11 protein-coding genes are annotated in these 14,083 nt (G+C 63.5%); 6 read left to right on the top strand and 5 right to left on the bottom strand.

The features are described from left to right. Positions 1-78 precede the first annotated feature (78 nt). Positions 79-837, top strand: a complete 759-nt coding sequence (locus tag KUW18_RS12420) for a TlyA family RNA methyltransferase (RefSeq protein ID WP_222561552.1) — start codon at positions 79-81, stop codon at positions 835-837. A 33-nt stretch (positions 838-870) separates the two neighbouring features. Here KUW18_RS12420 and mscK read toward each other — a convergent pair whose 3' ends face one another. Then, the gene (mscK, locus tag KUW18_RS12415) at positions 871-4,293 is read right to left on the bottom strand and encodes a mechanosensitive channel MscK (RefSeq protein WP_222561551.1); all 3,423 of its coding nucleotides are present in this window, start codon (positions 4,291-4,293) and stop codon (positions 871-873) included. A gap of 151 nt (positions 4,294-4,444) precedes the next feature. Here mscK and KUW18_RS12410 point away from each other — a divergent pair, with 151 nt between their 5' ends. The 5 genes from KUW18_RS12410 to KUW18_RS12390 all read left to right on the top strand — a co-directional run bounded on the left by KUW18_RS12410 (position 4,445) and on the right by KUW18_RS12390 (position 7,852). Further along, the gene (locus KUW18_RS12410; protein ID WP_206936936.1) at positions 4,445-5,545 is read left to right on the top strand and encodes a phospholipase A; all 1,101 of its coding nucleotides are present in this window, start codon (positions 4,445-4,447) and stop codon (positions 5,543-5,545) included. Positions 5,546-5,697: 152 nt separating this feature from the next. Then, entirely contained in the window at positions 5,698-6,078 is a 381-nt protein-coding gene (locus KUW18_RS12405; protein WP_206936934.1) for a YqjD family protein, read from the top strand. Next, positions 6,078-6,509, top strand: a complete 432-nt coding sequence (locus tag KUW18_RS12400; RefSeq protein ID WP_222561550.1) for a phage holin family protein — start codon at positions 6,078-6,080, stop codon at positions 6,507-6,509. Before KUW18_RS12405 ends, KUW18_RS12400 begins: the two co-directional genes overlap by 1 nt. Further along, positions 6,506-6,799: a YqjK-like family protein gene (locus tag KUW18_RS12395; RefSeq protein WP_222561549.1), complete on the top strand. Its 294-nt coding sequence runs from the start codon at positions 6,506-6,508 to the stop codon at positions 6,797-6,799. The genes KUW18_RS12400 and KUW18_RS12395 overlap by 4 nt, the downstream gene beginning before the upstream one ends. A gap of 318 nt (positions 6,800-7,117) precedes the next feature. Beyond that, complete coding sequence (locus KUW18_RS12390) at positions 7,118-7,852, top strand: ParA family protein (protein WP_206936929.1); 735 nt, start codon at positions 7,118-7,120, stop codon at positions 7,850-7,852. A 39-nt stretch (positions 7,853-7,891) separates the two neighbouring features. On the opposite strand, the gene KUW18_RS12385 is transcribed toward KUW18_RS12390, so the two are convergent. From KUW18_RS12385 to KUW18_RS12370, 4 genes are all read right to left on the bottom strand, one after another. Then, positions 7,892-8,908 (bottom strand): CHAD domain-containing protein, encoded by a 1,017-nt coding sequence (locus tag KUW18_RS12385; RefSeq protein ID WP_206936928.1) that lies wholly within the window; start codon positions 8,906-8,908, stop codon positions 7,892-7,894. A 51-nt stretch (positions 8,909-8,959) separates the two neighbouring features. Further along, a complete protein-coding gene (locus KUW18_RS12380) occupies positions 8,960-10,747 on the bottom strand; it encodes a vWA domain-containing protein (RefSeq protein WP_206936926.1) in 1,788 nt (595 codons plus the stop codon). A gap of 206 nt (positions 10,748-10,953) precedes the next feature. Beyond that, positions 10,954-11,517: an RNA polymerase sigma factor gene (locus tag KUW18_RS12375; protein ID WP_222561548.1), complete on the bottom strand. Its 564-nt coding sequence runs from the start codon at positions 11,515-11,517 to the stop codon at positions 10,954-10,956. A gap of 297 nt (positions 11,518-11,814) precedes the next feature. Next, entirely contained in the window at positions 11,815-14,013 is a 2,199-nt protein-coding gene (locus tag KUW18_RS12370) for a TRAP transporter permease (RefSeq protein WP_222561547.1), read from the bottom strand. Positions 14,014-14,083: the final 70 nt, after the last annotated feature.

Below are 14,083 nucleotides of genomic sequence, written 5' to 3'. Positions count from 1 at the left end.
TGGGCGCCACCCGTCGTGAGAGTGGCGGCGCCCATGGCATAATGCCGCCGCATCTCACGTCAGGAACGTTCTATCGCCATGCTTCGTCTCGACCAGCTTCTCGTGAGCCAGGGGTTCGCCCGCTCTCGTACCCGCGCACAGCGCTTGATACGCCACGGCCGCGTCAGCCGCCTGTCAGATGGCAAGGTGCTCACCCGCCCTGGTGAGAAGTGCCCTGAGGACCTGGCACTCCAGGTGGAGCAGGATCCGGAAGATCGCTACGTCTCACGGGCAGGACTCAAGCTGGAAGCCGTGCTACAGACCCTCGGGTTATCTCTGGAAGGCCTTCGCGTGCTGGATGTGGGCCAGTCGACCGGCGGCTTTACCGACTGCGCACTGGCAGCCGGGGCGCGGCACGTGGTGGGTGTCGAAGTCGGCCATGATCAGCTGGATACCAGCCTGCGCGCCGACAGCCGGGTCACCTGCCTTGAGGGGCTAAACGCCCGCCACATGGCAAGCGCCGCGCCGCTGCTCGAGCTTTTGGAAAGGGATGGGCGCCCGGACGTCGCCGTGATGGACGTATCCTTCATCTCGCAGACGCTGATTCTACCGGAGCTGGCCAAGCTCCTAGCGTCCGACGCCCTGCTACTGTCACTGGTCAAGCCGCAGTTCGAGCTGGGGCCAGGCGCGGTCGATCAGCGTGGACTGGTCAGCGACCCGCGCCGCTACGCCGACGTCGAACAGCGGATTCGCCGCTGCTGCGACCTGCACGGATTCGACATCCTGCACTGGCAGGAGAGCCCGATCCTTGGCGGCGACGGTAACCGTGAATTCCTGCTTCAGGCCCGACGCCGTTGACGGCAAGGGCCTGAACCCACACTGCGCTCGCGATCAGCGCCCCCCGGCATCGCCACCGCCATCTGCGCCACCCTCTCCACCGCCGATACCGACATCCCCTGGGTCTCCCTTGGCGCCGGGAGGGGGGTGACCATCGCTAGGGTCGGCATACTGGCGCTGAATACCTTTCCACACGTCTCGCTGGCCCGACCGCCGTATATGCACATCGAGTTGATCGAAGGCGATACGAATACCGTTTTCGGCAAACAGGTCCCCGATGCGACCGTTCAGCTCATCCGTGGCGAGCAGACGGTCCCCCAGCGCATTCACGTAGATACGCAGCTCGTATTCCATGGTGCTGGCGGTGTACGCCATAAAGTAGATCTCTGGAGGCGGATCGGTCAGCACCCGCTCGTTCTCCTGGGCCGCCTGTTCCAGCAGACGATGCACCAGACTGCGATCCGCGTCATGACTGACCCCGTATTTCAGGGTGACCCGCGTCACGCTATCTGACAACGACCAGTTGATCAGCTGATCGGTAACAAAGGTCTTGTTGGGGATGATGATTTCCTTGCGATCAAAGTCCGTCACCGTGGTCGCACGGATGCGAATACGACTGACGGTACCCGTCAGGTTCCCCAACGTAATGGTGTCGCCGATACGCACCGGGCGTTCAAACAGGATGATCAGGCCCGAGATAAAGTTGGCAAAGATCTCCTGCAGGCCGAAACCAAGACCCACACCAAGCGCAGCCACCAGCCACTGCAGCTTGGACCAGGACACGCCGAGGGCACCCAGCGTCATCACCGAGCCGGTACCGACGATCACGTAGGACAGCAGCGAACTGATGGCATAGGCACTGCCCTGCTTCAGTTCCAGCCGCGACAGCACCATCACCTCGAGCAGACCCGGCAGGTTGCGTGCCAGCATCATGGTAATACCGGCGATAAACAGCGCGACCAGCACGTCGCCCACGCTGAGGTTGTCCTCCAGCGCCTCGCCGCCTTCGCCCATGGCACCCTCGACCAGGGTGACATTGTCGAGATACCCGATGACCGCCAGAAAGTCAGCCCACACCACATACAGCATGGCGGCGAAGCCGATGGTCAACAGCAGCTTGGACAGCCGCAGCGATTGCTGGTTGACCTGTTCCATGTCGAGCGGTGGTTCCTCGACGATGTCCAGGCCGCTGTCATCCTGGCTCAAGGCCCGCCGCCGCGCCAAGGCGCGGCGGTACGCCAGCCGCCTGGCCGCCACGGCCAAGCCGCGGACCACGGTCGCCTCGACCAGTATCCATACACCGAGCAGATACAGGGAGATCACGAAACGGCTGATCAAGCTGAGCGAAGAGTAGACGTAGCCGTAGAGCACCGCCCCAGCCAGCGCAATCGGCACCAGCGCCAGGGCAAGCCCGAGCACCAACCGGAACAGCTTGACCCCGAAGAATGGCGTATGCGCCAGGATCAGCTTGGACAGGGCCACGCTCATGCCGAGCAGCCCCACCAGCAGCAACCCGAGCCCCAGCGGACGCTGATTGAAGGTCAGCGCGGCATCCCGGGCGTGGGGAGCAATCAGCAGCACCGGGGCCAAGCTCACCCCCAGCCACAGCATCCACCAGCGCAGCTTGGCGGCGTACTTGACCGGCCAATGGAAATGCCGGGTCGCGACCCCGTCGTTCACCAGCAGTCGGCGCGACCAGGCCACCACGCCCCAGGCCAGCGACAGCTGCAGTACGGAGTGACCGATATCCACCGCCACCTCAGACCCGCCCAGCGTCAGCAGCAGCCCAAACGCCACCAGGCACAGTGGCCCCGGCGCGGCAATCAAGGCGTTGAGGGCAATCGCCCTCGGCGTGTGCAGCTGGCTATCGAAGCGCAGGCGGCCGATCTGTTCATGAATTTCGCCTAGCCTGCGCAGAATGGCCCGGCGCAGTAACAACAGCAGGGCCACGACCAGCAGCACCGGCGCCGCTATCCATCCCCCAGGTCCGGGCCACTGCCAGTGTGTCGGCAGCACCTGCCGCCATTCTCCCTCGCGCCACTCCATCAGCAGGTTCTGGGGAATCTTCATCATCCACCCCAGGTCGATGGGGCGGGCGTTGGCGACCCAGAACAGCTGTTCATCGATGCTCGAGCGCAGCTCAGCACTGATATCCAGCAGCTGTTGCTGGTTGAGCTGCAGGTCGATGGCCGCACTCAGGATTTGACCGTAGGTGGGTTCCAGCTGGTTGATCAGCTCCCGGCGGGAGTCAAGCAGCTGCACAAGGGGCTGAACCAGGGGCTCCGGGTTGTCTACCGCGGCCTCGTCAAGCGCCTTGCGTGCCATGCTCTCGGGGGATCGCAGTGCCTCTCGCTCGCTATCCAGCTCGAACTGGGCCAGGCGCACATCGGCGATCTCATCACGCAGCCCGGGGCGCGGCTGCACTTCGGGCAGTGACTGACGCTGCTCGCGGAGAATGCGAGACAGCAGAATACTGCCGCGTACGGCTTCGATGTTCTGACTGAGCCCCTGCTGCAGGCGACGCACCCTTTCAAGTTGACGCCTGACTTCGAGCCCATCCCGTACCAGGTCATTGGCCCGGGACGTGGCATTGAGCAAGTCCCTCGACAGCTCCCGGTTGGTGACCTGGGCCGCCTGAATGATCGGATGCTGCGACACTGCCTCAGGCTCGTCACGCACCGCATCGGCAATCGCACGCTCGGTCTGCTCGCGACGCAGCTGATCGAGTCGTCCCTGTAGTGCGGACACCCAGGCTTCCTCGCTGGCGGCTTCCAGTTCGAGCAGCTCCAGGCGCTCCTGCAGCACTTCGCGCATCCGCGTGTTGGTCGTCAACTGACGCTGATGAAAATCCAGCTGTGCGTCGGCCAGTGCTTGCTGGGCTCTCGCCGCCAGGCGCTGTGGAGCATCGTCCGGTAGATCACGACGGTTCAGCTCCTCCAGCGACAGACGCGCATCGTCCATGGCCTGATTGGCCTCCGTGATGGCCTGTTGGGCGCGCTCCGGCAGCGTCTGGGCACCCAACAGCTGACTCTGCACACTGGTGAGCGTGTCCTGGGTCGACTGAAGCACACGCGCTGCATCACTCAGACGCTGCTCCACGGCAGGTATCTGCAGCCCTTCCAGCTCCGACAGGTCATGGGACTCGTCTTCCTCTCGCTGGCGCAACGCCTGCTCCAGCGCCGCCAGACGTTCGGGAGCCTCCTCCAGGCGTCGCTCGAGACTCGCCATGTCTCGCTTGACGTCCTCAAGCTTCTCCAGGGAGTCAATCGCCGAGGTCAACGCATCGATATCCTGTTGCGCCGCAGCACTGGGGGGATCACTGGCATTGGCGATACGCTCGTCCAGGCGGGACTGCAGCTCCTGCTTATCGGGAAGCCCCCTGTCGGGAGCTTCCTGAGCGGCCACCGGAAAGGCCGCAAGCGCCAGGCAGAGCAAGCAGGACAGCAGCACTAACAGCGCGGAACGAGGGCTTGGCATCTTAAGGAAATTTCCTGTCGCAACGGGGTGAAAGGCGCGATTTTCAACCCAGTGTGTCAGTATGGCAATCCAGTGCAAGATTCTTTCATGAAGTTGACTCGTGCTGCCGCCATGGTAGAACAACGCCTCAACCTGTCCATTGGATCATCCTATGAGCCGCCCCGCCCTCCATTTATCCTTGCTACCCACCCTGCTGGTGCTTGCCATCGCTGGGCAGTCGGCCCAGGCGGCAAGCCTGACTGAGGCAGAACGCTCGGCCAAGGAAGCCCGCGTTGAAGCGCTCAAGGCCGAACTTGCCAGGCTGGAAAGCGAGCTCAACGACGATGAAGCCCAGCAGGAGACCGCCCAGGCCCTGACGGGCACGGCCGGTGAGGCTCCGGATACCACTGGCTTGCCAGCGTCTGAAGAAATCGTCGCCCAGGCGTCCGGCAAACCTATTGAAGAGACGGTTGAACAGCGTCGCCTGCTGGAACGTGAGTCCGCGAGCAACCCCTTCGCGATCACCACCCACCGCCGCAACTACATCTTGCCGGTGACCTACAACAGCAGCCCCAACGAGGATGCATTCCGCGCGGACGACGACGACCCGAACATGGACAACACCGAACTGAAGTTCCAGTTCAGTGCCAAGTTCAACCTGGCGGAAGATCTCGTGTTCGACAATGGCGATCTGTATTTCGCCTACACCCAGAAGAGCTGGTGGCAGGCCTACAACGGTGATGAGTCATCGCCCTTCCGTGAGACCAACTACGAGCCGGAGTTCTTCCTCGAATTCCAGAACGACTACAAGCTCTGGGGCTGGACCAACGTCAGCAACCGTATTTCCCTCAACCACCAGTCCAACGGCCGCTCCGATCCGCTGTCGCGCAGCTGGAACCGCGTCATCGGCACCACCGCCTGGGTCAACGACGAGTGGGCAGTGGCCGTCGCACCCTACTGGCGCGTGCCGGAAGACGATAACGACGATGACAACCCGGACATCGAGGACTACATGGGCTACGCCGATATCACCGTGGCGCGGCAAATGTTCGGAACCCATGAAGCTAGCCTGATGATGAGGGGCAATCCTGACGAAGGTAACTACGGCAGCCAGCTGGATTACTCCTGGCCGCTGTTCGGCAAGGTGCGTGGCCACCTGCAGTACTACTACGGCTACGGCGAAAGCCTGATCGACTATGATGAGCGTACCAACCGCTTGGGGATTGGCTTCAGCTTGAACCCGCTGTTTTCGGCGGGAAGCTTCAGTCCCTGATAAGGTGCTAGCGTGAGTCGCAGGTCCGGCGCCCTGGCGAGCCGCCTTGCCAGGCGCCAAGGCCATTGCGGCACCTGCTACTCTAATGCGAGCATAAAGAAGATGGCTGATGCCTCTTCAGCGTCTGTCCACCCACGTCAAAGGAAGACATGATGGCTACACGAAGCTCCAGCACCACCAGCAAGACCAACGCCAAAGCCGATGCCGCCGAAGCCGCTTCTTCAAGCGCCTCCACGGAGCAGCTGCGCGCAGACCTGAAGCAGCTGTCCACCACACTGGAGGATCTGCTCAGCGCCACCGCCGATGACTCCAGTGAAGCGGTGAAGGAATGGCGCAGCAAGGCCGAAGCGCGCCTCAAGGATACCCGCGCTCGTCTCGAGGCCACCGGTGAGCGAGTCTATCGCCAGACCCGTGACAGCGTGACCGAGCAAGTGGATGCCTGCGACCGCTATGTCCACGACAACCCGTGGAAGAGCATCGGTATCGGCGCCGCCGCTGGCGTCGTGATCGGCATGCTGCTCGGGCGTCGCTGATGTCTGACAGCCAAGGACCGGCACAGCGACTGTTCGGCGCAGGGAAGCGTGTCCTTTCCAGCCTGATCGCCACCGGCGAGACGCGTCTGCGTCTCGCCGTGCTTGAGCTGGAAGAAGAACGCGCCAGACTGGTCACCATGGCACTGCTGCTGGGCCTCAGCATGGTACTGCTGATGCTGGGCATCGCGACCCTGACGGCGTTCGTGATCATTGTCTTCTGGGATTCGTATCGGCTGACCGCCATCGCCGTCAGTGCGGCCGTCCTGCTGCTGTCGGGAGTGGGCATGGCGCTGGTGGCCATGCGCATGGCACGCCAGCGCACCCTGCTGGTCAGCACGCTGAAACACCTGGCGCTGGATCGCGAACTGGCAGAGTCATCGCTCAACGACGATCCTGACGCGCATCGGGATATGCGAGGACCCTCGGCATGAATCGTGATCAACCTTCTGCCACTCGAGCGCAGCGCAAGGCAGCGCTCGAAGCCACTATCGAGCAGCAGCGGCTGGACATTCTGCTGGCCGCCCACCGCTACCAGCAGGCCGGCCAACGCATCGACGCTGGCTGGCAGGCCGTGAGCCGCTACCGCACCCCGCTGTTGCTTGGAGCCGGTGCCGCGCTCATTCCGGTTCTGCGCCACCCAGGTCGACTGACACGCTGGGGACGCAAGCTGGTCGTTACCGCGCTGGCCGTGCAGCGGGTCAGACGCCTGATCCAGCGCTAGCCTGGTGGTTCTTGCCTGGCATTCTCTTGCCACGCTGTTCCTGACCGACTCTTTCTGCCTCCCTCTGCCTCGCTTCCTCTGCCCCGCTTCCTCTGCTCCGCCTTCAACCTGGTCCCAACGTCTACCTCTATCGAGCGCCAGCCTTTGGCCAGCCCGGCATGGGCTCTGCCGCGACAGGGGCTTATCCTACAACGACTCGGCCGTGCAATCTGCGCGTTGCTGACGGAAGACTCAACCTCCGTTCCATGACACAGCGAAGCTGCTAAAGCTGTGTTAGAGTCCTTCGATAACGTCATCAATTATCAGGGATAATCGGCGATGCGAATGCTGTCGCTCTACAGCATCAAAGGCGGCGTCGGCAAGACCGCGTCCGCCGTCAATCTCGCCAGTGAAGCCGCTGGATCAGGCCTGCGCGTGCTGCTGTGGGACCTGGATCCTCAGGCGGCCACCACCTTCTATCTCAAGGTGAAGCCAAAGATTCGCGGTGGCGTCGAGAAGCTGGTCAAAGGCAAGGCCGCTTTCAACAAGGTCATTCGCGCGACCAATGTGGACGGTCTCGATGTGCTCCCGGCATCGCTGGACTCGAGGGAAATGGACCACCTGCTGGAGCATCAGGGGACCAGCCACCTACGCCAGATACTGGCTCGGGTAAGAGACGAATACGACCTGGTCATCCTCGACTGCCCGCCTACCCTTTCGCACATGTCGGAAAACATGTTCACCAGTGTCGATGCCTTACTGGTGCCGGTCGTGCCGTCGACCCTTTCTCTGCGCACCCTTGAGCAGCTCGAGACATTCCTCGATGATCGCCATCTTACCTGCCCACTATGGCCCTTCCTGACCCTGGCGGACCGGCGCAGAAGCCTGCATCGGGAGGTCATCGATAGCTTCGACAAGCGCTGGCCACTGCGACTGTCGACGGTGATTCCGGCGGCAAGTGCGGTCGAGCGCATGGGGCTTGAGCGTGCCCCGATCCGTCACTTTGCCCCAGCAAGCCCGGCTGCTCACGCTTACGCTGGCCTGTGGAGGGAAGTGTCCCAGCGTCTGCAGTAGTACTGTCAGGCCATTGCAGCCGTCAGAACGATGCTGAGGTCAGGACGATGCCCTCATCTGCTGAGCGGCTTCTTCGAACCTGGTCGCCAGACGTTCAAGCTGCGGCTTGCGACACAGGGTCATGACACGGGTCAAATGCACCTCAGTCTGCTCTTGCTGGCGTCCATGCAACAGCATAAATCCGCGCAGATGGCGGGGAGCGCTAGCCCGCAGTGGCGCATCCGTCACAGCACTTGCCAGTCGGTCTAATGTTTCATCTTCGGCGTGTCGCAGTGCTGCGGCCGTCAGGGCATCTGCCCGCACCAGGTCATCGTGGAGATCGCCGAAGGCATCCTGAAAGCGCTTCATCTCCTCTTCCAGTTCAACAAAAGCACTGCCCTGTTCTCGCCAGGGTTTCAGCAGATAGCGCAATCGCTTGCCGGTGATACGCGGACGATGCAGCGCTTCCTCTTCAGCGCCAACGCGCACCTGGGCAAGCTCCGCCAGCCACTGGTCTCGCAGGCGCTCCAGGACCTCAGCACTGGCAACCCCAAAACGGGGGGCTTCACGCACATCCTGCTTGCGCGTCGACTTCCGCTTGGCGCTGGTGCCCAGTGCCGCCCGTTTACCCCGCGCTCGATTGGCCGCCTCGCGCAGCTTGGCATCGAGCATAGGGAAGCTCGCGATCGGCGCATCCAGCCTGGCGTAATGCCTGTCGACCTGAGGCGCCAGGCGCTCACGCCACCAACCGAGTGCGCCCCGCTCAGCGGCTCCACTGGTCGCCACCTGTTCGTCCAGCCAAGCCAGCATGACCTCGCTGTCACGCGCGTCGTTGGTCGCACGCGCCAGCGCTGTCAGCTGTCGATAGAGCTCTTTATCGACAGCCACGCCGGGCTGTGAGCGGAAATCCTTGAGCAAGGAGCGTAGGCGACGCAGGGCCACCCGGAAATCGTGAAGCCCTTCCGGCTCATGAGGTTGGCGAATACGCGGGTAGGCCTGGCGCGCCTCATCGAGAAGAGCGCTGATGATGGACGCCATGGCCGCATTTACACGCCGTCGCCCCAACGCCTTGGCCATGCCCCCTCCTGAACAAGAAAGTTGTGATACATCCAAGCGTAGCGTAAAACCTCAGCGCTCCGACAGGTCTCTGGCCAGTCGCATCAGGCGTACTGCCTCGGCACGATAGCCAAAGCGATCTTCGCCCCTGTTGCCCTCCGCCAGAGCGATGGCATCGTCCCAGCCCCAGTCACCGAGATAACGGTCATCACTGAGTAACTGGCCAAAGCCAGCGATGGCGGCGGCGAAGGACGCTTCGCTATCGGGCAGCTGCCAGGCTGCTCCCGTCGGCGCCTTGATCGGCATCTCGATCAGACGGCTGCGATCGCCCCCCGGCACCTTGTAGCGAAGCGCCAAATGGCCGAGCTCGTCGCTGTAGGGACCCGCCGGGCTGTGATCCTCCTTGGCGTAGCGCCGCGGTTCGCTCATGGCGGCATGGGACCCCACCGGGGTGATCTCGTAAAGTGCGGTGACCTGGTGCCCTGCGCCTATATCGCCGGCATCTACCCGGTCATTGCGGAAGTCCTCAGGCCTCAGCCCCCGGGTTTCATAGCCGATCAAGCGGTACTCCTGCACCCGCGCCGGATTGAACTCGACACGCACCTTGACGTCATTGGCGATGGGCTCAAGCGATGCCGACAGTTGATCTACCAGCACCTTCTGCGCCTCGGCCAAGCTGTCGATGTAGGCCGCCTGGCCGTTGCCATGCTGGGCAAGGGACTGCATCACGGCATCGTCAAGATTGCCGCGCCCGAAGCCCAACACCGACAGGTAGGCGCCATCGTCGCGCTGGTCGGCGATAAAGCGCTCCAGCGCTTCGGGGTCGCTGATGCCCAGATTGAAATCGCCATCGGTGGCCAGCACCACTCGGGTCGTCTCGCCTTCGCCGCTCATCCGCCTCGCCACTCGGTAGGCCTGACGCAAACCCGCCTCACCGGCGGTGCCACCACCCGACGTCAGACGCTCCAGTGCGCTGATGATGTCATCACGCTGGGCGACCCTGGTCGGCTTCAGTGCTATACCGGCGCTGCCAGCGTAGGTGACGATGGCGATCTCGTCGTCGTCTTCCAGTTCACCCAACAGAAGCGCCATGGATCGCTTGAGCAAGGGCAGCTTATCCGGCGAGTGCATCGAGCCAGACGTATCGATCAGCAACACCAGATTGACCGGCGGGCGGGGGCCTGGCGTGGCCGCCCTGCCCTGAAGCGCTACTCGTACCAGTTGGCGCCCGGAGTTCCATGGCGAGGCAAAGACGTCAACGATCGGGAGAAAGGCCTCTGCGTCAGGCTGCGGGTAGTCGTAGCTGAAGTAATTGATCATCTCCTCGATGCGCACCGCCTGGGGCGGCGGCAACTGTCCCTGCATCAGCGACGAGCGCACCACCGCGTAGCTCGCCGTGTCCACGTCCACCGAAAAGGTCGACACCGGCGCCTCGGCGGTCACCCTGAGGCTTGAGGCATCGAACTCGGGATAGGCTTCCGTGGTGACGGTAGACACCCGGGCCGAAGGCCCCGGGCTCGGCACGGCCGCTATCCGAGCGACCTCCTGACTCGGCATCAGGCCGCGCATCGCCGTCGATGTCGATGTCGATGTCGATGTCGCAGGAGAGAGCGACGCCGATGGTGAAGAAGCCAGACGTCCACGCTCGGTCGACTCAAGGGCGGCCTCGGACTTGCTGGCCGTTCGAGGTGGCGCGACGACCATCTCGGCATCCTGGCTCGGCTCGGACCCCGTCACGACGTCGACGTCCTGGCCCTGGGGCCACAGCAGGTAAAGCCCCAGTGACAGCGCCGCCAGCGAGGCGGCGGCAGCCACCGATGGTCGACGGTGCAAGGGTCGATGTGTGCTTGATCGATTCATAGGGGTATCCCTCCGGGGGAAACGTGGCCGCGACCTGGTGTCGTCGCGACCTTCCCCCGAGAGACGTGGCTCGTCCCTGGACTCTTGGTCGGTGGCCTGACATTGATCGAACCGATCAAGCGCCGCCTTCAAATGCCCGGACTTCACCTCCGCCTCTGGCGCGGGTGCCGATGACAGAGCCCGTTCGAGGCGCTTCAGCTCATCACTCATCTTTCCTCCTCCCCCCGGGCCAGCGCGCTCAATTGTCGTTTCACCTCACTCATGCGCCAGGCTACGGTGCCCTCAGATACCTCCAGCACCTCGGCCACCTGGGCCTGGGTCATGCCTTCACCCAGCGACAGCGCCACGGTGTCACGCAGCTCCATCGACAGCGTCGCCATCGCCCTGGCGAGCCAGCGATGCTCATCGTCGCGCTGTCGATTGCGCCGATGTCGGTCTTGCTCCCAAGCCTCCCAGCCCTCGGCAGCCTTGCGCCGAGTAGCCTGCTGCCGGCGGCGATCATGGGCGGCGTTGACCGCGACCCGATACAGCCAGGTGGAAAAGGCAGCACGCCCGTCAAAACTCGGCAATTTATCGGGTAGTGCCAGACAGATGTCCTGGGTCAGATCCTCGGCCTCGGCGCGGCTTCCGGTCAGCCGCCAGGCCAGCGCAAACAGCCGATCGTAGTGGCGAGACAGCAGGCGCGCGAAGGCCTCACGCTCGCCTCCGGCAGCGCCCTTCACCAGTTCTATATCCGTTGGTACCCGGGCTTCGGGCTGTTGAATCGACAAGTGGCCGCTCCTCGCGGTCGGACTCTCGGAAAATCACATCACCCCACAGGGGGGCGTCTTCATGTAAAGACGTCGCTGATGCCCTGATCCTTGGGCGGCCGAGAAAAAAAACCGCAGGCAGCATCCCTTGAACAGGAAGCCTCCACGTCTGTGCAAGGTAGTAGCATAAAAAAGAGGCGGCCCGTAGGCCGCCTCCCCGCGCTTTGCCACCCGGGCTTGCGCTCTGCTTCAAGACGCCAGGTATCGCTGCGCCCTGTCTTCGCTGCCTTGCCGTTCTTGACAGGGCAGCGTAGCGACTCAGGAGGGCAGCGTGCCGGCGCTCTTGTGGCGCAAGCGTTGGGCGCCCCAGATCGTCGCACCGAGCCCCAGCCCCACCAGATCGGTCACCAGTCCGCCAGCAATCATCGCCAGGGCAGCCACTCCCAGTACCAGCCTTGCCACCAAGCCCACAGGTGCTGCCAGGAAGTAGCCCTGAAGCGCCGCCGCCAGCAGATAGATACCGATGCTGGCGGTGACCGCCACCCTGACGATCTCCCACCAGGCTCCTTGCATCAGCAGCGCAGGGCTGTAGAAGAACATGAAAGGCACGATAAAGGCGGCCAGGCCGAACTTGAATGAGGTGGCCGCGGTCTTCAGCGCATTGGTGTTGGAGATCGCTGCCGCCGCGTAGCCCGCCAACGCCACTGGCGGCGTGATCGCCGACAACACCGCGTAGTAGAACACGAAGAAATGGGACACCAGCGGTGAGATGCCAATCTGCTGAAGTCCTGGCGCCACCACCGAGGCGGCCACCGCGTACGCTGCCGTGGTGGGCATGCCCATGCCCAGCAGGATCGAGATGCACATGGCGAAGAACAGCGCCAGGAAATGGCTGGTATCGGCAATTCCCAGCAGCATGGACGCAAAGCGCGCGCCCACACCGGTCAGCGAGATGACGCCGACGATAATCCCGGCGCAGGCACACACCGCGATCAACGGCACCGACATCCGCGCGCCCAGCTCCAGCGCCCTGAGCAAGGCCTTCGGCCCCATCCAGTGCGGCGTCAGCCAGGACACCACGGCGGCGCTGACCATGGCCAGCGTGCCCGCACGGATGACCGAATACCCCATGAACAGCGTGGCGATCAGGATGATGATCGGCAGGAACAGGTAGACCCGCTTGACCATCTCACCCACCTGGGGCAGCTGCTCCCTGGGCAGGCCCTGCATGCCATCCCGGCGCGCTTCCAGATCCACCATCAGGTAGATGGCGAGGAAGTACAACGCCGCCGGAATCAGCGCGGCAAAGGCAATCTCGGTATACGGGATACCGGTAATCTCGGCCATGATGAAGGCCCCGGCACCCATGATCGGCGGCACGATCTGGCCACCGGTGGAGGCCGCCGCCTCGATTCCCCCGGCACTCAGCGGGTGATAGCCGACCCGCTTCATCAGCGGAATGGTCAGCGACCCGGTCGCCACCACATTACCGGCAGAGGTGCCGTTGATCATGCCCATCAGTCCCGAGGCAAAGACGGCTACCTTGGCGGGCCCACCCCTGGAGCGCCCGGCCATGGCAAAGGCAAAGTTGACGAAGTAGTCGCCCACCTTGGACGCCTGCAAGAAGGCGGCAAAGGTAATGAACAGAATGATGTAGGTCGACGATACCGCCGTGGTCGGCCCAAGCACCCCACTGTCGGTGTACAGGTAAGTGAAGAAACGCTTGGCGGTGTAGCCGTCGTGGGCCAGGATGCCGGGCAGGTAGGGGCCGGCGAAGGCATAGACCAGAAAGACGCTGGTGATGACGATCAGCGCCAGTCCCGCGATACGCCGTGTAAGCTCCATGATCAGCAGGATACCGCTGGCAGCGACCAGCCACTCAGCGGTGCCGACCAATGGTGTTCCCGCCGCCATGCGCCAACGGCCCAGGACAAAGATCAGGTAAGCGGCCACCACCAGCGCCGACACCATCAACGCCAGGTCCGGCCAGTGAATCCGGTCCCCTCGACTGCTCGGCGCCCGGCAGAAGGCCCAGCTTGCGAGCACGCCGAGCGTACTGGCAAGCGTCAGCGAGACGGCCAGATGCATCGGTAAAGCAGGGTGAAAGGCGGCGCCACGGGCATCGCTGAGTCCCCACAGCACCAGGGCACAACCCGCCGCGTACAGGCTCGCTGCCAGGGTCAGCGTGGCCATCGCCCGCTCGGCGCCAGACGGCCGGCGCGCTCCACTTGTCACCGCATCAGGGTCTACCGACATCGCCGCGGTGATCGCGAACCCCACCAGCAGACCGCCTGCCACGTGAAGAATGCGAAAGGTCCAGGTTTCGATCGGCGCAATGTTCAGCGCATAGAGATGCATCGCCGTAAACAGCACGCACCCCAGCATCACCGTACGGCCGACCAGGCCGTCAAGCACGCGCTCATTATGGGCACGGGGCAGGTCATCGGCGCCCTCAGCCACCACCGTGTGCAGAGGAGCCACCTCGCCAGCGGGCTCCGCTTGTCTTGTCGTGGTCATGTTAGTCGTCCCTCAGATCACCAACGCCGAGACCCACCCAGGGCCTCGGCGCAAGGGCATCAAGGCCAGC

This window comes from Halomonas sp. DP5Y7-2 (assembly GCF_019802025.1).
Lineage (GTDB): Bacteria > Pseudomonadota > Gammaproteobacteria > Pseudomonadales > Halomonadaceae > Halomonas > Halomonas litopenaei_A.
Note: the sequence above shows the minus strand (reverse complement) of the source record. Positions and strands in the feature narration are given on the sequence as shown.

Coding starts and splice junctions, on each gene's coding strand:
- KUW18_RS12405 (WP_206936934.1), top strand. CDS start 5,698: ATGGCTACACGAAGCTCCAGCACCACCAGCAAGACCAACGCCAAAGCC.
- KUW18_RS12370 (WP_222561547.1), bottom strand. CDS start 14,013: ATGACCACGACAAGACAAGCGGAGCCCGCTGGCGAGGTGGCTCCTCTG.
- KUW18_RS12385 (WP_206936928.1), bottom strand. CDS start 8,908: ATGGCCAAGGCGTTGGGGCGACGGCGTGTAAATGCGGCCATGGCGTCC.
- KUW18_RS12395 (WP_222561549.1), top strand. CDS start 6,506: ATGAATCGTGATCAACCTTCTGCCACTCGAGCGCAGCGCAAGGCAGCG.
- KUW18_RS12380 (WP_206936926.1), bottom strand. CDS start 10,747: ATGAATCGATCAAGCACACATCGACCCTTGCACCGTCGACCATCGGTG.
- mscK (WP_222561551.1), bottom strand. CDS start 4,293: ATGCCAAGCCCTCGTTCCGCGCTGTTAGTGCTGCTGTCCTGCTTGCTC.
- KUW18_RS12420 (WP_222561552.1), top strand. CDS start 79: ATGCTTCGTCTCGACCAGCTTCTCGTGAGCCAGGGGTTCGCCCGCTCT.
- KUW18_RS12400 (WP_222561550.1), top strand. CDS start 6,078: ATGTCTGACAGCCAAGGACCGGCACAGCGACTGTTCGGCGCAGGGAAG.
- KUW18_RS12410 (WP_206936936.1), top strand. CDS start 4,445: ATGAGCCGCCCCGCCCTCCATTTATCCTTGCTACCCACCCTGCTGGTG.
- KUW18_RS12390 (WP_206936929.1), top strand. CDS start 7,118: ATGCGAATGCTGTCGCTCTACAGCATCAAAGGCGGCGTCGGCAAGACC.